This window comes from Corynebacterium sp. S5S1 (assembly GCF_001913985.1).
Taxonomy (GTDB): domain Bacteria; phylum Actinomycetota; class Actinomycetes; order Mycobacteriales; family Mycobacteriaceae; genus Corynebacterium; species Corynebacterium marquesiae.
Genome location: NZ_MKXT01000009.1, coordinates 41,302 through 59,585 on the forward strand (window position 1 = coordinate 41,302; position 18,284 = coordinate 59,585).

General features: G+C 59.6%; 22 protein-coding genes and 3 tRNA genes. 13 read left to right on the forward strand and 12 right to left on the reverse strand.

What is annotated here, in order from left to right:
• Positions 1-37 precede the first annotated feature (37 nt).
• Together wzt and wzm are read right to left on the reverse strand one after the other, a co-directional pair.
• Positions 38-841 carry a galactan export ABC transporter ATP-binding subunit Wzt/RfbE gene (gene wzt / locus BKN05_RS05155; RefSeq protein ID WP_286688122.1) on the reverse strand — a complete coding sequence of 268 codons (804 nt, stop codon included), beginning with the start codon at positions 839-841 and terminating at the stop codon, positions 38-40.
• 46 nt (positions 842-887) lie between these two features.
• Positions 888-1,739 carry a galactan export ABC transporter permease subunit Wzm/RfbD gene (gene wzm, locus BKN05_RS05160; protein WP_049377093.1) on the reverse strand — a complete coding sequence of 284 codons (852 nt, stop codon included), beginning with the start codon at positions 1,737-1,739 and terminating at the stop codon, positions 888-890.
• Positions 1,740-1,952: 213 nt separating this feature from the next.
• Between wzm and BKN05_RS05165 the strand changes: the two genes are divergently transcribed.
• Positions 1,953-3,209: an aminotransferase class V-fold PLP-dependent enzyme gene (locus BKN05_RS05165; RefSeq protein ID WP_286688123.1), complete on the forward strand. Its 1,257-nt coding sequence runs from the start codon at positions 1,953-1,955 to the stop codon at positions 3,207-3,209.
• Here the strand turns inward: BKN05_RS05165 and BKN05_RS05170 are convergent.
• Complete coding sequence (locus tag BKN05_RS05170) at positions 3,206-4,162, reverse strand: NAD(P)H-quinone oxidoreductase (protein ID WP_286688138.1); 957 nt, start codon at positions 4,160-4,162, stop codon at positions 3,206-3,208. The two genes, BKN05_RS05165 and BKN05_RS05170, sit on opposite strands and share 4 nt — an antisense overlap.
• Positions 4,163-4,339: 177 nt before the next feature.
• On the opposite strand from BKN05_RS05170, the gene BKN05_RS05175 reads away from it, so the two are divergent.
• Together BKN05_RS05175 and BKN05_RS05180 are read left to right on the forward strand one after the other, a co-directional pair.
• Positions 4,340-4,423, forward strand: a tRNA-Ser gene (locus tag BKN05_RS05175).
• A 226-nt stretch (positions 4,424-4,649) separates the two neighbouring features.
• Positions 4,650-4,910 carry a hypothetical protein gene (locus BKN05_RS05180; RefSeq protein WP_286688124.1) on the forward strand — a complete coding sequence of 87 codons (261 nt, stop codon included), beginning with the start codon at positions 4,650-4,652 and terminating at the stop codon, positions 4,908-4,910.
• A gap of 27 nt (positions 4,911-4,937) precedes the next feature.
• On the opposite strand, the gene BKN05_RS05185 is transcribed toward BKN05_RS05180, so the two are convergent.
• From BKN05_RS05185 to BKN05_RS05200, 4 genes are read right to left on the reverse strand one after another with little or no spacing between them, the layout of a single operon-like run.
• Entirely contained in the window at positions 4,938-5,936 is a 999-nt protein-coding gene (locus BKN05_RS05185; RefSeq protein WP_286688125.1) for a ThiF family adenylyltransferase, read from the reverse strand.
• Positions 5,933-6,394: a molybdenum cofactor biosynthesis protein MoaE gene (locus tag BKN05_RS05190; RefSeq protein ID WP_286688126.1), complete on the reverse strand. Its 462-nt coding sequence runs from the start codon at positions 6,392-6,394 to the stop codon at positions 5,933-5,935. Before BKN05_RS05190 ends, BKN05_RS05185 begins: the two co-directional genes overlap by 4 nt.
• Complete coding sequence (locus BKN05_RS05195; RefSeq protein ID WP_286688127.1) at positions 6,384-6,863, reverse strand: MogA/MoaB family molybdenum cofactor biosynthesis protein; 480 nt, start codon at positions 6,861-6,863, stop codon at positions 6,384-6,386. Before BKN05_RS05195 ends, BKN05_RS05190 begins: the two co-directional genes overlap by 11 nt.
• Positions 6,860-7,996 (reverse strand): molybdopterin molybdotransferase MoeA, encoded by a 1,137-nt coding sequence (locus tag BKN05_RS05200; RefSeq protein WP_286688128.1) that lies wholly within the window; start codon positions 7,994-7,996, stop codon positions 6,860-6,862. Before BKN05_RS05200 ends, BKN05_RS05195 begins: the two co-directional genes overlap by 4 nt.
• Positions 7,997-8,055: 59 nt before the next feature.
• Here BKN05_RS05200 and BKN05_RS05205 point away from each other — a divergent pair, with 59 nt between their 5' ends.
• Positions 8,056-8,316, forward strand: coding sequence for a MoaD/ThiS family protein (locus BKN05_RS05205; RefSeq protein WP_269953802.1), 261 nt, complete (start codon positions 8,056-8,058; stop codon positions 8,314-8,316).
• Here the strand turns inward: BKN05_RS05205 and BKN05_RS05210 are convergent.
• Together BKN05_RS05210 and hisC are read right to left on the reverse strand one after the other, a co-directional pair.
• Positions 8,313-8,705 carry a phage holin family protein gene (locus BKN05_RS05210; RefSeq protein ID WP_286688129.1) on the reverse strand — a complete coding sequence of 131 codons (393 nt, stop codon included), beginning with the start codon at positions 8,703-8,705 and terminating at the stop codon, positions 8,313-8,315. The two genes, BKN05_RS05205 and BKN05_RS05210, sit on opposite strands and share 4 nt — an antisense overlap.
• The gene (gene hisC, locus BKN05_RS05215; protein WP_286688130.1) at positions 8,706-9,758 is read right to left on the reverse strand and encodes a histidinol-phosphate transaminase; all 1,053 of its coding nucleotides are present in this window, start codon (positions 9,756-9,758) and stop codon (positions 8,706-8,708) included.
• Between the two features lie 108 nt (positions 9,759-9,866).
• Here hisC and BKN05_RS05220 point away from each other — a divergent pair.
• Positions 9,867-9,955: transfer RNA gene (locus BKN05_RS05220), tRNA-Ser, on the forward strand.
• A gap of 79 nt (positions 9,956-10,034) precedes the next feature.
• Here the strand turns inward: BKN05_RS05220 and BKN05_RS05225 are convergent.
• From BKN05_RS05225 to BKN05_RS05235, 3 genes are all read right to left on the reverse strand, one after another.
• A complete protein-coding gene (locus BKN05_RS05225) occupies positions 10,035-10,259 on the reverse strand; it encodes a hemolysin III family channel protein (RefSeq protein ID WP_284839519.1) in 225 nt (74 codons plus the stop codon).
• Positions 10,260-10,339: 80 nt separating this feature from the next.
• Complete coding sequence (locus tag BKN05_RS05230) at positions 10,340-10,723, reverse strand: NUDIX hydrolase (RefSeq protein ID WP_198492369.1); 384 nt, start codon at positions 10,721-10,723, stop codon at positions 10,340-10,342.
• 27 nt (positions 10,724-10,750) lie between these two features.
• Positions 10,751-11,497, reverse strand: a complete 747-nt coding sequence (locus tag BKN05_RS05235) for a hypothetical protein (RefSeq protein WP_286688131.1) — start codon at positions 11,495-11,497, stop codon at positions 10,751-10,753.
• Positions 11,498-11,627: 130 nt separating this feature from the next.
• Here BKN05_RS05235 and BKN05_RS05240 point away from each other — a divergent pair, with 130 nt between their 5' ends.
• The 8 genes from BKN05_RS05240 (at position 11,628) to BKN05_RS05275 (ending at position 18,283) form a co-directional block, all read left to right on the forward strand.
• The gene (locus BKN05_RS05240) at positions 11,628-11,990 is read left to right on the forward strand and encodes a YidH family protein (protein WP_049377345.1); all 363 of its coding nucleotides are present in this window, start codon (positions 11,628-11,630) and stop codon (positions 11,988-11,990) included.
• A complete protein-coding gene (locus tag BKN05_RS05245; protein WP_286688132.1) occupies positions 11,983-12,291 on the forward strand; it encodes a DUF202 domain-containing protein in 309 nt (102 codons plus the stop codon). Before BKN05_RS05240 ends, BKN05_RS05245 begins: the two co-directional genes overlap by 8 nt.
• A gap of 138 nt (positions 12,292-12,429) precedes the next feature.
• Entirely contained in the window at positions 12,430-13,794 is a 1,365-nt protein-coding gene (gene mgtE, locus BKN05_RS05250) for a magnesium transporter (protein ID WP_049377341.1), read from the forward strand.
• A 260-nt stretch (positions 13,795-14,054) separates the two neighbouring features.
• Positions 14,055-15,629 (forward strand): SLC13 family permease, encoded by a 1,575-nt coding sequence (locus BKN05_RS05255; RefSeq protein ID WP_049377342.1) that lies wholly within the window; start codon positions 14,055-14,057, stop codon positions 15,627-15,629.
• Positions 15,630-15,671: 42 nt separating this feature from the next.
• On the forward strand, positions 15,672-16,745 hold the full coding sequence (locus BKN05_RS05260) for a GTP-binding protein (RefSeq protein WP_049377343.1): 1,074 nt from the start codon (positions 15,672-15,674) through the stop codon (positions 16,743-16,745).
• 120 nt (positions 16,746-16,865) lie between these two features.
• Positions 16,866-16,938 (forward strand) — tRNA-Arg (locus tag BKN05_RS05265).
• Between the two features lie 61 nt (positions 16,939-16,999).
• Positions 17,000-17,191, forward strand: coding sequence for a hypothetical protein (locus BKN05_RS05270; RefSeq protein WP_049383565.1), 192 nt, complete (start codon positions 17,000-17,002; stop codon positions 17,189-17,191).
• A gap of 168 nt (positions 17,192-17,359) precedes the next feature.
• Entirely contained in the window at positions 17,360-18,283 is a 924-nt protein-coding gene (locus tag BKN05_RS05275) for a DUF418 domain-containing protein (RefSeq protein ID WP_198492373.1), read from the forward strand.
• Position 18,284 lies beyond the last annotated feature (1 nt).

An 18,284-nucleotide genomic window follows, 5' to 3' on the forward strand; every position in this document is an offset into this window, starting at 1 on the left:
TCCGCGCAGCGGAAGCGAGATGCGAAAAAGAGCGCTGCTAATTGTCGCTCGTATCCTCATTTTCAAAACGCTCGCGCAGGTCGCGTACATACTCGCCCACCTTAGGGCCTTCGTATTCACCGACGACCTCGGAAACCTCACCCACCGAGCGGATCTCGCCATGGTCGATCCACAGCGCGGTATTACACAGCTGCGCCAAAAAGTCATTGGAGTGGGAGGCAAAGACCAGGATACCGGAGCGCTTCACCAGCTCTTGCAGGCGCACACGGGCCTTGGCCATGAAAGCGGCGTCCACGGCGCCGATGCCCTCATCCAACAGCAGGATTTCCGGCTCAATGGATGTCACCACGCCGAGCGCCAAGCGCACGCGCATACCGGTGGAATAGGTGCGCAGCGGCATGGAGAGATAATCGCCGAGTTCAGAAAACTCCGCAATCTCATCCATCTTTTTCTTCATCTGCTTGATGGACTGGCCCAAAAAGAGGCCACGGATAATGATGTTATCGTAGCCAGAGACCTCTGGGTCCATGCCCACGCCCAAATCAAAGACGGGGGCCACGCGGCCGCGCACATCGGCAGAACCACGGGTGGGCTCGTAAATGCCAGACAAAAGGCGCAGCAGGGTGGACTTGCCGGCGCCGTTATGGCCCACCAAACCCACGCGGTCGCCCTCGCGCAGGTGCAGGTTAATATCCTTTAGCGCCTCCACCACGACGGTGTTCTGGGCATTTTTGCCAATGGCGCCGCCGGCCGAAGAAAGCATGGCCTTCTTTAGCGAGCGGGATTTGGCATCAAAGATGGGAAAGTCCACGCACGCGTTATACGTATCAATCGAGACCATCAGTCTGTATCCTTTCGAGGAATCTCAGGAAGTGCAGGGCGTGGGCTTAAACCCAGTAACTGACGCGGAAGCGCCACTTGCGCATGACCAAGCCGGCGATGAGCAGGCCGAGAACGGTGCAGCCGATGACGATCCACCAGTGGTAGGCGGCCACCGGCTCGCCGATCATGGGCGCACGGACGATTTCCAGGTAGTGGTAGAGCGGGTTGATCTCCGCGATGCGGGCGCGGCCGGCCACCGCACCGCCCTGGTCCTTCAAGGTATTGGTCATCCACACAATGGGGGTGACGTAGAACAGCAGCTGGGTCAGTGCTTCTAGCAGCGGAGCGACGTCACGGAAGCGGGTAGCGATGATGCCAAAGAACATCGTGACCCATACGCCGTTGACCAACAGCAATGCCAAACCAGGGATAAACAGGAAGAACTCCCAGCCTAGGCTGCGCGGGAAGATAAGGATAAGCAGCAACCAGATGATGAGGTTATGGCCCAAAAACAGTGTCTGGCGCCATACCAAGCGGTAAACGTGCACCGACAGCGGGGCGGGGAGCTGTTTAATCAAGCCCTCATTGTCAATGAAGACGGTGGAGCCTTCCTTGATGCAACCCGAGATGAAGGTCCACATAATAAGGCCCACGGTGACGTGGGGGAGGAACTCCGCGACGGGAATCTGGAAGAGCATGGAATACAACAGGCCCAAGGCAAGGGCCATCACGCCGGTGGCGATGGTGATCCAAAACGGGCCCAGGACAGAGCGGCGGTAGCGCTGCTTAATATCTTGAATGCCCAGTTTGAACCACAGCTCGCGCTGCTGTGCACCCTGCACCAGGTCCGCGAAGGCGGCCTTGAGGGTCTCGGACTGGGACGCTGGGGTGGCCTCGCTGTCTGGCTGGGAGGTCATGCGGGCGATATCAGCGCGCAGTTGATTGTTATCTTGCACGCTCAACACCCTAGCGTGCGGGCTGGGCAAACGGGAACTACACGCCGCCAGCCTGCGAAAACAGCGATATACAGCGAAAATCCAGATTTGGGAAACTTGGGGCAAACGCGTATACAGTAGGGAACCGACCGCCACTGTGTGGCGATGCCTAGTGCGATAAAGAAGGGGACCGTAATGCCAGCAGGAGCTTCGGCACACTACGACGTATTCAGTGTGCGCGGTTTATACACCGGGCTATCTGATGGTTGGACCTACCTCAACGCGCACGCGGTGCCCCAAATTTCTGAGCGCGTCGCCTCCGGCGTGGCGCGCTCCTTCCGGATGTCCACTGCGGTGGCCACCCAGGAGGGTCCAGGCGGTGCCCACTCTGCCACGCCCGCGCCGGGCCGTTTGGAAGGCGATGGTAATTACACCGCCGCACGCATGGCTGTAGCGGATCTGACCGGGTCCAAGGCAGACCGCGTGGTGCTTGGCCCGTCCTTGTCCGTGTTGTACCAGTCCTTGGCGCACGCGGCCCGTCCGCTGTTGGGCAGCAATTCCTCGGTGGTGCTCTCCAAGCTGGATCCGCCGTCTTTGTACTCGGCATTTTCTGAGGTCAAGGCAGAGACCCGCTGGGCCCAGCCAGACTTGGGCACGGGTGAGCTGCCAGGTTTCCAATTTGCCGAGCTGGTCGATGGCTCCACGCGCCTCGTTGCCTTCTCCGCCGCGCACGAGCTTTTGGGTACGGTATCCCCGGCCGCTGAGATCATTGACACCGTCCATGAGCGCTCCCGCGCCTGGACGCTTCTCGACGTCTCTGCGATCGCTCCCTACCGCCCCATCAACTTCGATGATCTCGGCGCCGATATCTTAGGCCTCGACCTGGGATTGCTGGGCGGACCGCAGCTAGCGGCGCTTGTCTTCCGCGATACCCGCATGTTCCGCCGCCTCGACGCCCTCGATCCGGTGCATACCGGCAAGGGTTCTCGCAAGCTGGAAACACCCATTTCCTCTGGCTTGGCCGGCGGTGTCGGACCGCTCGTGGACCATCTTGCCGCCCTCGCCGGTGGGGAGAGCGGCTCGCGCCGCAAGCGCCTGCGCACCTCCATGGATGCGCTCAGCGTCTACTTGGAGGATCTGCGCGCTGACCTCTATTCCTTCTTGAGCACCCTGCCCGCCGTGCATATTCTTGGCGTGACCGGGGAGGCTGCCGCAGGCGCCTCCGACGATCGCCTGCCGCGCCTCACCTTCGCAGTAAAGGGTGTTCCGGCCGAGACCGTGCACAAGCGCCTCTTTGATAACGGCCTTGTTACCACGCTTGCCCCGCAGACCCCGTTGCTCACGGAGATGGGCGTGGAAGAAATCGGCGGCGCCGTAACCGTTGCGCTCGGCCCGTTCAACACCTATCACGACGTTGAGCATCTCATCCGCGTCGTAGCCTCGCTGGCTTAAACGGTAAGCACCAAGGTGCCGGTGACCTCGCCGCTGTCTAGGGCGGTGTGGGCCTGGGCGGCGTCGGCAAGCGGGTAAGTGGCGTGCAGCGCGTGCTTTACGCGGCCGTCTTCCAACATGGGCCACACATTTTCTACCGTGCCCGCCACAATCTGTGCCTTGTCTTCTAAGTCGCGGGCGCGCAGCGTCGTGCCTTGGATGGTCAGGCGCTTGGGCAGCATGGCGCCCAAGTTGATTTCCGCCTTGGTGCCGCCCTGCATGCCAATGATGATGAGCTTGCCGTCCTTAGCTAGGCACTTCATATTCTTTTCCAGATATTTCGCGCCAATGATGTCCAGAATGACATCGCAGCTTCCCTTCAACTCTTCTACGAAGTCGTGCTCCTTATAGTTGATGAGAATATCGGCGCCCAGCTCGCGGCAACGCTCCAACTTCTCCTGTGACCCGGCCGTCACCGCTACCTCTGCGCCGAGCGCCTTGGCTACCTGAATGGCAAAAGTACCAATGCCGCCGCCTCCGCCATGGATGAGGACGCGTTGGCCCTCGTGAAGGCCTGCCTCGATGCCCAGGTTGGACCACACGGTGCACCCGACCTCAACCACCGCTGCAGTTTCCTCAACGCTCAACCCTTTGGGCACGGGAAGCAGCTGGTCCTGCGGAACCGCGACGTATTCGGCGTAGCCACCACCGGCAAGCAGGCAGCCCACCTCGGTGCCTACCTCCCAGTTCGTATCTCCGGCATCGGCGATGGTGCCTGCTGCTTCTAAGCCCAAGATTTCCGACGCCCCCGGTGGTGGCGGATAGGCACCCATCGTCTGCAGGATATCGCCGCGGTTAACGCCGGCCGCCTGCACCTTCACAAGCACTTCGCCTGGACGCAGCTGCGGGACATCGACTTCGCGGAGCTCTAAGGACCGACGATCCTGCGGGTCGGTCTGAACGATGGCCTTCATGCGTGTTGTAGTCATGGATCCAATCTAACGAATCTTGTGTGTTCTGAGCCACTGAATTCGGAGTATTCTACGGTGACATTCAGTGTTGCAGGTGGCTTTTTGGGAAACCGGGCTATCTATTTAGTACACTGACCAAGTTGCTTCGTAGGCACGATGAGTGTTTTCGAAGAACAGCATGGAGACGTGGCAGAGCGGCCGAATGCACCGGTCTTGAAAACCGGCGAGGTAATACCTCCGCGGGTTCAAATCCCGCCGTCTCCGCGCCTGCCTAAGCTTCCTTTCGAAGTTAAAGGAGCATAGAAGCTTATAGCTTCTGAGTAAGGGAGTGCAGTATTAAGGCACCCTACCGATTCGGTAGGGTGCCTGCTCACGTTTTGGATGGTTTCGCTGGGTGACAGTGAAAATTAAGTCCACGGCCAGACAGCGTTTACCTTGAATTCTTACCTTGAGCTACGGACTTTCAAACACCGTTAACGTCGAGGTGACTATGACAAATTATATTTCCTACTTGGCCGAAGAACAGGTACCAGAATCATATGGCTGGCTTGCGGGCGGGATAGGTGCCGTCATCGTTATCGCTCTGTTGGTCTTTTGGGTGGCTTCGCTCATATCCATCATTCGCGCGGGATATAGCGTAGGGGTCAAAATACTGCTGGCGATGGCGGCATTTGCCTACCCGTTCCTCGGGCCACTTGTATGGTTCCTTTTTGCGCGGAATAAGGAGCATAAGACCAAAATCGACCGATAGGCTGCGGTCTTGCCAAGGGGAATTCGGTTACTGCTGCTCGAGCCAGGAATTGATACCGCCGCGCAGGGAGACGACGTTGGTGAAGCCGCGCTTGCGAAGGACATCGACGGCGTGTGCGGAACGCATTCCGCTGGCGCAGTAGATAATGGCCGGAGCATCCGGTTCGATGTCGGGGTTTTCGCCGCCGAGGATGCGGTCGAGCTCAAAGTGCGTGGAATTGGGGATCGCGGATTGGGCACGCTCGGGGGAGGTGCGGACGTCGATAAGCGGGGCGTGTGGGGGAATATCGCGGACATCGGGGGCGTCGGCAGGCTTGGTGGGTTGTGCGCCGGTGGACTGGAGGGGAATGTATTCCCAGGTACCGGAAAGGGCATCGAAGTAGCCGAGCGTGCCGATGAGTGGAGTGCCCACGCCGGTGATGAGTTTGAGGGCTTCGAGGGCCATGGCCGAGCCGACAACGCCGACCACCGGGCCTAAGACTCCGGCCTGCGAGCAGGAAGGAACCTCACCGGGTGCGGGAGCGGTGGGGAAGACGTCTTCGTAGACGGGGCCGTGGCCGGACCAGAAAACGCTGAGCTGGGCATCAAAGCCGAGGATGGAGGCCCATACGTGTGGGATGCCGAGCTCGTGGGCAGCCCAAGAGCTGAGGTAGCGGGCGTCGAAGTTATCGGTGCCGTCGAGGATGAGATCGCAGCCGCGCAATTGTTTTAGTGCCGTCGCTGATTCGAGGCGGCCGTGACAGGTGATGTCCACCTCTGGATTGAGCGCGCGGACGGCGGCCGCGGCGGAATCCGTCTTCGGCGTGCCGATGGCGGCGGTGGTGTGGATGACTTGGCGGTGCAGGTTGGAGGGGGAGACCACGTCGTCGTCAAAAAGCGAAATGCGGCCCACGCCCGCCCCGGCTAGGTAAAGCAGGGCCGGGGAGCCCAGGCCGCCGGCACCAATGACCGCTACGTGGGCTTCGCTGAGTTTGCGCTGTCCCTCCTCGCCCCAGAGCGCTTCCTGGCGGGCATAGCGGGTGCTCATTCCAGGCCCACCCAATTGGTGGAGCCATCGCCGTGGCTTTGTTCCTTCCAGATGGGGACCTCCGCCTTGACGCGATCGGCGCATTCCTCGGCGGCACGGAAGGCATCGCCGCGGTGCGCGGCGGCCGCTACTACGGCAAAGGCTAGGTCACCGACCTTGAGATCACCTGTACGGTGGGCGGCCCACAGGCGCACTGGGTGGTTGGCCGCAACGGAATCGGTGACTTCTTGCAGTTTTTCTGGTGCGGATGGGTGGGCGCTATAGGAAAGTAGGGTGACATTCGGCCGGCCGCCATCGTGATCGCGGACAATGCCTTCAAAGGTGACAACGGCACCCATGGCGGCCGTGGCAGTCTCCTCCTTGGCAGCGGCAAGGAGGGATTCTAGAGGTTGATCGCTCAGCAGCGTGCTAATGGTGCAGCCGGTTTGCTCGGCCACATAGGAGGGATCAGTGCTCATGTTTTCCTTCTAACATATCGACGATCGGAACGATTAATTCTTCCAAAACCGCGCAGCCGTCTTTTACCCCGCCGGTAGAACCGGGAAGAGTTATGGCAAAGGTGGAATCATTGACGCCGGCAACGGCGCGAGAAGCCACCGCGGTGGGCACGGTTTCCAATCCCTTCTGCCAGAAGGCCACCGCAATGCCGGGCAGCTCGCGGGTGATATGTGGTGCTACGGCTTCTACCGTCTGGTCATCGTGCGTGAGCCCGGTGCCGCCAGAAGTCAGGATGACCGCGGGCTTTTCCGCAAAGGCGGCGGCAACAGCGGCGGCAATATCGGCATCGGGGACGATGCGCGCGTCGGGGCAGTCAAAGCCCTTGCGGCGCAAGAAGTCCACCGCGATGGGGCCGGAGCGATCTTCGTAGATGCCCGCGGCGGCGCGCGTAGAAGCGACGATGACGATGGCAGTGCGCTGTGGGCTCATAGTGGGTAGACCTCTACTTCCTCGCCTGCTTCGAGGCGTTGATCGGCAGGGATGCGGATGAGATGGGTGGCGTCTGCCGCTTGGGCGAGCAGGTGGGAGCTGGCGCCACCGAGGATGTGGGCATGCGAATCGACACGCCCGCGGCGAAATTGGTCCTTGTGCGGGAGGCCGTCGATACTCGCGGCCTGGGGGACGCGGAAAGGCTGCGGAGCCCAACCGAGCGCAGGGGCAACGAAGAGACGGAAACTCACCAACGTGGAAATGGGGTTTCCAGGCAAGCAGATCACTGGGGTGTCGTGAAAAGTGGCAATGCCCTGCGGGCCGCCGGGTTGCTGGTCCACATGGCCGAACCAGCCATCGAGTACCTGGCGGACTACTTCAAATTTCCCGGCGGAAATTCCGCCCGAGGTAATGATGGCGTCCGGGCGGTGTTGCGCGATGGCTTCTGTGAAAGCGCGCTCTAGGGCCTGTGGGTCATCGTCGGTAGTGATATAGCCCGCGACGTCGATGCCGGCGCGGCCGGCCATTGCCGTTAAGAGTGGTGCATTGGCATCCGGAATGGCGGCGCTGCCGTGGCCGATTTCAGCGCCGCCGGTGCATATGAGGATGCGGGCGGGGCGGTAGACCTCTACCTCGTCGATTCCTTGGGAAGCGAGGGCGGCCAAGCGCACCGGCGTGAGCTTATCGCCGCGGGCGGCGAGGAGGGCGCCTTTTTCCAGGTCGGAGCCGGTGCGGCGGATGAATTGGCCTGGCGAGGTCTCTGGCACGGTAATGCGGTCACCCGGAGCGAGGAATTCTTGTGGTTCGCAGCGCTCGATGGGCACGATGGCTGCAGTTCCTTCCGGTACCTTGGCGCCGGTCATGATGGGGCAGGCGTTGGAAAGCGGGCTGTCGAGTACCTGGGCGGGCTCAGTGCCGGCCGCGATGGTGGGGCCCACCGGGTAGGTTCCGGCCGTGCACTGCGGGAGGGCGTAGCCATCCATCTGGGAGTTATCAAAGCGAGGGGAGGGGAAGCCGGCGTGGACATCCGCAGCCAGAACCATATCCTGCGCTTGGGTGAGGGGCACGGTGGTGGCTTGGCGTGCGGGCAGGGCCGCGGCGACCTCGCGCGCGTGAGTCTTGGGTGTGCGCATGGCGGCTAGTTTACCCGCGGTCTCGACATGGCACGGGCGTGCGGGGCATAGTAGAGGGCATGTTGACCGTTCACTATTTCGCCGCCGCCCGCGCCGCTGCGGGCGTGGCTTCTGAGCAGGTAGAAGCCCCCGCCACCTTGGGTGATCTGGTGGCGCAGCTGGGCAGGGAACATGCCGGAACCACCGAGGCTGGCATGAGCCTGAAGGAGGTATTGGGGCGCTGTAGCTTTCTTATCGACGGCGCCGGGAACACCGCCATGGATTCCCCACTGGCTGGCGTGACCCGCGTGGACGTGTTGCCGCCATTTGCGGGCGGCTAATCGCGCTGCCGGAGCGGGCTCGTAAAGAAGTTGATGACGCTGCTGACGATGGACAGCACGATGGCGCCGATAATCGCGGCGCCCCAAGAGTCGATGACAAGGTGGCCAATTCCGAGGTCAAGCGCATTGAGCGCCCATTCCACAATGATCAGCGCCGCGCCGTTAATGACTAGGGAGAACAGCCCAAGCGTCAAGCAGGTCAGCGGTGCGCCAAGGACACGCAACACCGGCATGACCACTGCATTAATGATGATGAAGACGATGGCAATGGCGATGAAATTGCCGGTCTCGGCCGGGGTGATGGTGATGCCGGGAATGACGGTGACCACCGCCCACAGCGCCACCGCGATGGCAAAGACGTTCAGGGCGAAGTTAATGAGTGATCGCATTTAGCCTCCTATGATTGCGTTCCACGCCTGCAGCAGGGTGTCGGTTTCTTCCTCGGTGGTTACGGTAATGCGTAGGCCTTCGCTAAATGCGCGCACGAGCACGCCGCGTTCGGCCAGGCGAGCGGCTACTTCCTGTGGAGTGCCAAGACTGGCAAGATTCTTAGCCGGCAGCCAGACATGGTTTGCCTCGGAATGCGGCACGCCCCAGTCCTGCAGGGCTGCTTCTAAGCGCTCGCGCTGGCCGACGACCTCATCGGTGCGCTCCCGCAGCGAATCCTGCGCCGCCAGTGCCGTGCGGGCACCAACCTGCGCCACGGTGCTGGCGGAGAAGGGGATGGCCACTTTATTGAGGGCCTCGATAATATTTTCCGGGCCAAGTGCATAACCGATGCGTACTCCGGCCAGCCCATAGGCCTTAGAGAAGGTGCGCAGGCACACCAGGTTGGGATAGGTGCCCACTAGCTCCGTGCCCAGCGGGGTGTCGGTGGCGCGGTTGTATTCGATATAGGCCTCGTCGAGGGCTACGAGGACATCGGCAGGCACAGCATCCATGAAGGCGGCGAACTCGTCCTTGGTCACTGTGGTGCCGGAAGGGTTATTGGGGTTGCACACGAAGATAAGCTTGGTTTTATCCGTGATTTTCTTCGCCATGGCAGGAAGGTCCACGCGCTGGTCTGTGCTGAGCGGAACCGGGATGGGGTGGGCTCCCACCACCTGGGCGAAGATGGGGTAGGCCTCGAAGGAGCGCCACGGGAAGAGGACTTGTTCACCAGGGGTAGCGGCAATTTCCACCAACTGTTGGCACAGTGCGGACGATCCGGTGCCCACCGCAACCTGTCCATAATCCACGCCCAGGTGCGCGGCGAGGTCCTCGCGCAGCGCGGTGGCCGCAAAATCCGGGTAGCGATTAGCCTTCGTCACGGCCTCTGCCATGGCCGCGGCTGCCTCTGGCAGGGGCGGGTGCGCGGCCTCATTGGAGGAAAGCTTGAGTGCGTCATCATTGCGCGCACCAGCGACGTAGGCAGGGATGGCTTTCAGGTCGGAGCGAATCATGGATACCACTTTAGGGCCTGCGCCTTTGCTGCGGGAGCGAAAGCAGGGGGCTAGTTTGGCAGCGGCGGGGCAGGCAGGTATTCTCAAACGAGGTTCCTTGTGAACCGTGGAGATGTGCCAGAGCGGCCGAATGGGGCTCCCTGCTAAGGAGTTGACCCTTCTGGGGTCCGGAGGTTCGAATCCTCTCATCTCCGCCATCTAATCCCGAGCGTGCGCGCTCGGGATTTTTAATTCGCGCTTTCTATTCTCGTCGGCTCTATGCAGCGGAGAAATCTGCTATTTGTGCTGGTACTTGGCGCAGCGGCGGAAAAGTGTGAGCATGCCGGTGCCGAAAATAAAGCTTCCGGTAAACGCCGCAGCGCGCAGGGAAGTGACCTCGTGGAAGAGGGCAGGCACCATGAGAATCGCGATAATAGAGCTAATGACTCCTAAGACGAGGAAAGTAATCGTCACGATAGGTCCGGGTGTGGATTGCTGCGGCACGGAGGACAGTCCTTTCATCGCTCAATTCTGATGAAAATAACTCTAGGTTGCCCCCTTAGGAGCCGCAATAGGAAATTCCTAAGGGACCAAGCGGGGCCTTAGGATTCCAGGGCAGGAAAGACCTCGTCGCGCAGCAGGTGAGCGAGCTCCCGCTTTGGGTTGGTGGGGTCTACCCATGCGACTTCGGCAATCTCGGCAGCCGCTCGGGCAAGGACGGGGCGTGGATAAGTAAAGATATGCCCGCGTACGGTTTCACCGGGTTCATTGGCGGCCGGTGCGTCGAAGATGCCGAGCGGGGAAAGCTCTGGGAGGCGGACGTCAACGCCGATTTCTTCTGCAACCTCGCGGGCTGCGGCCTGTGCGGGGGTTTCGCCAGCCTCAAGCTTGCCGCCGGGCAGTTGGAACTTGGTGGAAGAATCTTTGCGCACGGTGAGGACATGGCCAAAGGAATTACGGAAAACTACGGCGGCAACTTCAATCATGGACCGACTATAACTCGCTGCGGCGGGTTAATTCAGAATGCCGGGTGCCCACTCACGCTCCACTTGGGCAAGCGCTGCTTCTATCTGCTGCTCATTCAAGCCGATATCGGGAGTGCCGGCGGATACGGGGTCACCGGCGAGCACGGTCAGTAGCGCCCAGCCATTATTAATGGTGGGGCTCACACGCAGATCAGCCGGGCGTTTCGCAAAGATGGTGCCATCTGACCTCATCAATTCAGGCGGATAGTCGACAGCCTTCACGGTTGCGAGCTCTGGTAGTACTTCCGTGGAGCCATCAGGAAAGAACACCATGATGCGCGCCCGGTGGAAGTAATAGTGGTCATCGCCTATAGGGTTCTTTTCTTCCTTGGAATCAAAGTGGTAGAAGTTTCCCATCAGTATCGGATAAAACTCGAGCCAATTATTGGCCCACGCTTTGCGGAGTAGAGTGCGCTCATTGTGGGTCGAGGCCAGCCAGCGAACGGGCTTGGAAATGCCGAATGCAATGATAGGCAGGCTGATGAGCACAGCGAGGTGGGTAGCAAGGCCGGTCAGGGCAAAGGGGCAGAGCCCCATAATCACGATGTAGTCCATCCGGATGAGCTCAAAGAGAAAATCGAACTTCGTATGGTTCTTTGTAGGACAGGGACCGTTGTTAATAATGACCTCGCGCAATCCGGTGGGATCGGGGCGCGGATTTGGGGTGCTAACGCGCTCGATGTTCTCTTCGCTGAAGAACTTTCTTCGTTTGGGGAGGTCACTCTGAATTTGCACACGGGCTGGTACATAGAGGCGGATGCTCCTTTGCTCAGAGGGCTGGCCAGTGCCTATGAGGCTACGGGAAGGCGAAGTTTTGCGTGGGCTTGTCGCGACGTAGGAGATAAATGAATATAAAGTGGTGCCCATGAGTGACTCGAGGTTTCCCCGCTCGGTGTTTGCAGTCGGCACCGACCCTGATCCGCGTTTCACGCTCGCTAATGAGCGCACGTTCCTGGCGTGGATTCGCACTTCCCTAGCGTTGATTGCTGGCGGAGTAGCACTTGAGGCCTTTGATGTTCCCCTTCCAAGCGCCCTGCGTGCTGCGGTGTCGGTCTTCATGCTGATAGTCGCCATAATCTTGCCCGTGGTGGCGTGGGGGCATTGGAAGCAATCAGAGCGCGCGATGCGAGAGAATCGATCGCTTCCGTTTAGTTTCGGCCTTCCGGTCCTTGTTGCTGTGATCGTGGTGGTGGCCGGTGCGCTTTTGGTAGGCGAGTTCCTTGTCTAACCAGCCCTTTGATCCCGGCCTGCAACCAGAGCGTACGCGCCTGTCGTGGCAGCGCACCCTTTTGGCCCTTTCCTTAGTGTTGCTAGGTGTGATGCGGACGGTGAGTGTGCGCGTCTTCTTGCCGCTCGTCCTCCTTGCCGCCGGGGTGCTGGCGCTGGTCTTGGCGGTGTGGCAACGTGCCTCGCTTGTTGACGTCGCCCTTTCTTCGCAGACTCCCCTCCCGCATGCAATCATTTTGGCCAGTACTGCCGGTCTGGTTTCTTTGCTAGCAGCCTTCGCCCTATGGGGTCTATTCCTGTAGTCGTCCCGATGCCATTATCGAGGTGGCTTTTGGATGTCCTCATGTAGTCAGGGATGATATCTGGCGGATTTTCTGGGCAAATGGCGTAGTCTAAGAAGGCTGAAGTCAATAACCTGGGGCTGGAAAGGCGGGTAGGCCATGGCGGAGACCACCGAGCGGGCTAGCGATATTGTCGAGGCATGGCTAAAACAAGAAGACGCCATTAGCCCCACCAAGGCCCCACGTCTCCAGGAACTCCTGGAGAAGGTGCCCCTGCAGGAACTCATCGCCGTCGTCGAGCGACAAAATGCCGTCCGCTCAGCCTTGGCCCTGCGCTTGCTGCCGCGCCAGAAATCAATCGTCGTCTTTGACGCCCTCGATGCAAAGCACCAGGCCGATATCATCGATGAGCTGGGCAATGCCGATGTCTATGAGTTCTTTGATGAGCTTGATCCGGAAGACCGCGTGGCTTTGCTGGATGAGCTGCCCGCGGAGATTGCGGACCGGCTGCTGCGCTCACTGACTCAGTCCAAGCGCGACGTCACGGGCGTGGTGTTGGGCTATGACAAGGGCTCGGTGGGACGCCGCATGTCGCCCGAGGTGCCCGTCATCCACCCAGAGATGAGCGTTAAGGACGCGCTATTCAAACTGCAGGAGACGGCGAATGAGCTGGAAACCATCTATACCGTGCCCATTACCCGTGAGGATAGGCGCCTGGTGGGCGTGGTGAGCCTGCGTGAAATCTTTACCGCCGATGCCGCTTTGACCATGGCCGATATTATGCACGACCCCATCTTTGCCCGTGCTAGTGCTGACGCGGAAGAAACCGCGCGTTGGTTCCTCCCATTGGATATCCTTGCGTTGCCCATTGTGGATGATTCTCACCGCTTAGTTGGCCTGTTGACGTGGGACGATGCTACGGACATCGTGGAAGAAGAAGATAGTGAGGACTCCGCTCGTGCTGGCGGCACCGAGGCACTTCAGCAACCGTACCTATCCACACCTTTGCTCAAGTTGGTGCGCTCGCGCATCGTATGGCTGCTCGTATTGGCCGTCTCTGCGCTACTGACGGTGCAGGTGCTCGATTCTTTTGAAGACACATTGGCCAAGGCCGTAGTCCTCTCGCTCTTTATCCCGCTGCTGACCGGCACTGGTGGCAATACCGGCAATCAGGCTGCCACCACGGTGACCCGTGCTTTGGCGCTGGGCGATGTCCGCACGCGCGATCTCCTTGCCGTCATGTGGCGCGAGCTGCGCGTCGGCATGCTACTCGGCGCGGTGCTGGGACTAGCTGGCTTGGGACTGGCCACCTTGGTCTATGGCCTAAGCATCGGCCTCGTCATCGGCTCGACGCTGTTTTTGATTTGTTCGATTTCTGCGACCGTCGGCGGGCTCATGCCCATCGTGGCTAAGACCATCGGCGCCGATCCAGCAGTATTCTCCAACCCGTTTATCTCTACCTTCTGCGATGCCACGGGCCTGATTATCTACTTCCTGATTGCCAAGACCGTACTGGGAATCTAACTCGCCGTTCCTTAGCTCGGGGGTAGGGAAGTGGTGGACTCATTTCTGGTTTCGGGCAGGTGCAGTGTGTGCTCTGTGGGGGTGCGGGGGTAGTTCTATGTGGCGGGATATGGTTTCTGCGTCACATGTTTTGTATGGTCAGTGCATGCTTCGCAGTGAACTGGATAACTTTCGGTCTGCTGCCTCGGCCTAGCTAATAAACTGGGAAACACGGAGCATATCCCACAGCACAATCCTCTCTAAGTGAAGGAGCGCGCGGTATGACCACCCCGCATACTCACGAATCTACTGCCCACACCGAAGGTGACGAAGCCCCCGGAGCGCCGCGTAGCGAGTGGCGCCGCCAGTTCATCGGCCTTTTCATCGGCTTGGGTTTGGCCGTACTGGTCTTCTTTTTCTTCCCCTCGAATGCGATCGAGACCGTACAGGGCTCCGCAGGTGCAGATCCGGAAGCCGAGTACACGCTCAGCGCCATCCGCACCGTCGCTGCCGTAACCATCTTGATGGGCGTGTGGTGGATGACCGAGGCCATTCCGCTCGCCGCCACCGCGCTGCTTCCGCTGGTCATCTTCCCGCTCGCCGGTGTGGGAACGATTAAAGAGGTGGGTGCCCCATACGCGTCCGCCACCATTTTCTTGTTCATGGGTGGCTTCCTTATCGCGCTTGCTCTGCAGCGCTGGAACTTGCATCGCCGCCTAGCGCTGTACGTGGTGAAGATCATCGGCACCTCGCCCAAGCGCCTGATCTTGGGATTCATGCTGGCCACCGGCTTTTTGTCCATGTGGGTATCTAATACCGCCACGGCCGTGGTGATGCTCCCGATCGGCACCTCGGTGCTGGCACTGACCGCGGAAACCGTAGGCGGCTGGGATAAACAGAAGAAGTTTGCCACGGCACTGATGCTGGGCATCGCATATTCCGCCTCCATCGGTTCGCTGGGTACGCTCATCGGCACCCCGCCGAATGCCTTCCTTAACGCATATATGGCCGATACCTGGGGCGTTACCCTTGGTTTCGGCCGGTGGATGGCAGTTGGTGTGCCGCTTGCAGCAATCTTCTTGCTGATTGCCTGGGCACTGCTCATCACCGTTTTCAAGCCGGAGATGAAGGATATTCCAGGCGGCCGCGAGCTTATTAACGACGAAATTGAAGCCCTCGGCCCCTGGACCAGCCCCCAGATCATGACCGGCATCATCTTCGTCCTCGCCGCCGCAGCCTGGGTTACCCTGCCGTTGGTCCTCAAAGAATTTGAGAACTATGACGATGCCATCGTGGGCATTGCCGCTGGCATCTTGCTCTTTATCCTGCCCGCGGATAACCAGCGCCGCATCCGTTTGCTGGACTGGAAGACGGCCAATGAAATGCCGTGGGACGTCCTCCTGCTCTTCGGCGGCGGCCTGTCGCTGTCCTCGGTCTTTAATTCCTCCGGCCTGTCCCTGTGGATTGGTGAGATGGCCAAGGGTCTTAGCGTCCTGCCCGTTGTCCTCATCGTCTCTGCCGTGGCTGCGCTGGTGCTCTTCTTGACGGAGATCACCTCCAATACGGCTACGGCGGCTACGTTCATTCCGATTATGGGTGGCGTCGCCGTGGGCGTGGGGCTTACTGCCGATGGCGATATCAACGTCCTTCTCCTGACCATTCCGGTGGCCCTCGCGGCAACCTGCGCATTCATGCTCCCAGTTGCCACCCCGCCGAACGCCATTGCTTATGGCTCTGGCTACGTCAAGATCGGCGAGATGATCAAGGGTGGCCTTGGCCTCAATATCATCGGCATTTTCCTCATCACCCTGACGGTGTACTTGCTGGCAGTGCCTATCTTCGGCCTTTCAATCTAGGTGACGTAGCCATTCCCTAATGAAAAACATTATCATTAGGGAATGGCTACACCCGTTACCGTGCTGTCCGGATTTTTGGGCAGCGGAAAAACCACGCTCTTGAACCACCTGCTTGCCAACCGCGAAGGGCGCAAGCTTGCCGTCATCGTCAACGACTTCTCCGAGGTTAATATTGATGCTGCCCTCGTTGCCGGCGAAGGTCACCTCGAGCGCGGCGAGGACCGCTTTGTCGAGCTATCCAATGGCTGTATCTGCTGCACCCTGCGCGAAGATCTCATCGAATCCGTAGGTAAGCTGGCCCGCTCCGGCCGCTTCGATCGGATCGTCATCGAGTCCACTGGCATTTCCGAGCCTATGCCCGTGGCCGCCACCTTTGAATGGGAGTTTGCGGACGGCACCACGCTTGCCGACGTCGCCCCTATTGACACCATGGTCTCTCTCGTGGATGCTTCCGCTTTTCTTGATTGCCTGCGTCGCGGCAAGAGCCTCGCGTCTGAGAATATTGAGGCCACACCCAGCGATGATCGCACCGTGGCCGACCTCCTAGTGGACCAAGTCGAGTTTGCTGACCTTATCCTTGTTACTAAGACCGATCTGGTTGATGCTGCCGAAACCGAACGTGTCATCGCTACCGTTCGCGCCATGAACCGCCGCGCCCGCGTCGTGATTGTTACCAACGGTGTTATCGACCCACGGCTTGTCCTCGATGCCCACTTGTATGACACCGCTACCGCTGCCACCTATCACGGCTACGCCGAAGAACTGGTCAACCCGCATATCCCCGAGACCGAGGAATATGGCATTTCCTCCGTCGTTTTTCGCGCCGACCGCCCCTTTAATCGCGAGCGTCTACTTGCCGCCCTGCGGGCTAGCACCGGCCTTGTACGTTCCAAGGGGTACTGCTGGATCGATACCGATCTGCGCGTTGCGCACGCCTGGCAGCAAGCTGGCCCGAACCTCCAGATCGTGCCCGCTTCGCTCTGGGCGGCCAATGGCGTTACCCCTGGTGCTGAAATTGTTCTCATCGGCATTGACTTCGACCACGAGACCACCCTGCAGGCATTTCAGGACGCCCTGCTTTCCGACGCCGAAGTTGCCGACCTCATTCCTTCCTAAAGCCTTCCCGCTTCTCGTGGGTAAACACTAAGTGAACTGGGGATTTGGTAGTTTTCTAGACCGTGGGTATAGTTATTTCTCGTTGCACAGCAGAGCGCACGCACTGCTTACCAACGGTCTGCGCCCGTAGCTCAACGGATAGAGCATCTGACTACGGATCAGAAGGTTGGGGGTTCGAATCCCTCCGGGCGCACAAACTGAGCCGCCTTCGGGCGGTTTTTCTTGTATCTAATCTATTTCGCAGGTGCCCGTCTATGAAGCCTTCCTCATTGCTGCCGGGTCTCATTGCCGGCATTGTCTTGGGTCTTGCGCTATGGCTCGGTTCTGGGAGCCTGTGGCTTCTTCTAGGCGGAGTTGTGCTTGGTTTAATGGGCGCCTCGCTTCTCAAGCTCGCCGCTGATCCCTCTCGGTCGCGCAAAAATCGCGATGATAACTTCCGTGATTAGGCGGATTCTCGCTGCAGTAATAGGTCTTAAGAAACCCCTTTATAAAATGCAGGACACTTATAAAGCTTCCACAGTAACCTTCCAGACTCTCTTAGTAGAAAAAGAAAGTCTTTATTAATAAGGGGACTGCGGCAACGCGCTCCCCTCTGTCTTGAAGGAGAACGCTCGGTGTCCGCATCTTCGCGCATCGTTGGGCTTGATATAGCCCGCTCACTTGCCATTATTGGCATGGTAGTCCTGCACATGGCCTCCCTCGTGTGGCATACCAAAGTCATTCTCAACGGCCTGCCCGCTGCGCTTTTTGCCATTTTGGCTGGCGTCACATTGATGATCATTGCCCGAAGTTTCACGGTGACGACGCTTCTGCGCATCCTCGCCCGCGGCTGCATAATTACACTCATCGGCCTCGCGCTACTGCCCCTAGGGGGAGAGATTCAGGTCGTCCTAGTAGTAATCGGCATCACCATGATGTTGCTGTGCTGGGTTCCCCCATTGCACTGGGCCTGGAAGCTAATCCTATTCGCTGCGGCCACCGTAGCCGCGACCGTGAAATACGCTCCGCTGACCCTACCGCAGGTATACCCACTGCTGGCCTATGTCGCTTATTTCCTCGCCGGCATGCTGCTCTATGAAATCTATATTCGCAAGCAAGGCGCAGTCGCGCAGTGGGCTTCCACTGCTATAGCCGGCATCGTTGCCGCTATCGGATTTTACTTCCGCTTTACTACGGACGTTCCTGGCTGGCTGCGTTTTACCGGGCACACCGGCGTAGTGGGCGAGATTGTGCTGTCCATTGCCGTCGCCGCAGTCGTCCTACACCTATGCTTGCTTGTCGGCCGAACTGCGCCCAAGCTGGCCTATCCCTTTGCGGCGCTGGGCGCGATGTCACTGAGCATCTACATCCTGCACGTGCTCACCGCCTATTACTGGCAAGGCCACATCGCCCTGCACAATACCGCCTGGGCCTGTGCCTTCATCGCCCTCTTCCTCGTTATCGCAACCCTGTGGCGCCGCCTGATAGGGAAGGGGCCGGCCGAATGGGCCGTCGCCAAAGTTATCGCCATCGCCGTTCCTGCCGGAAAGAAGGACTAAT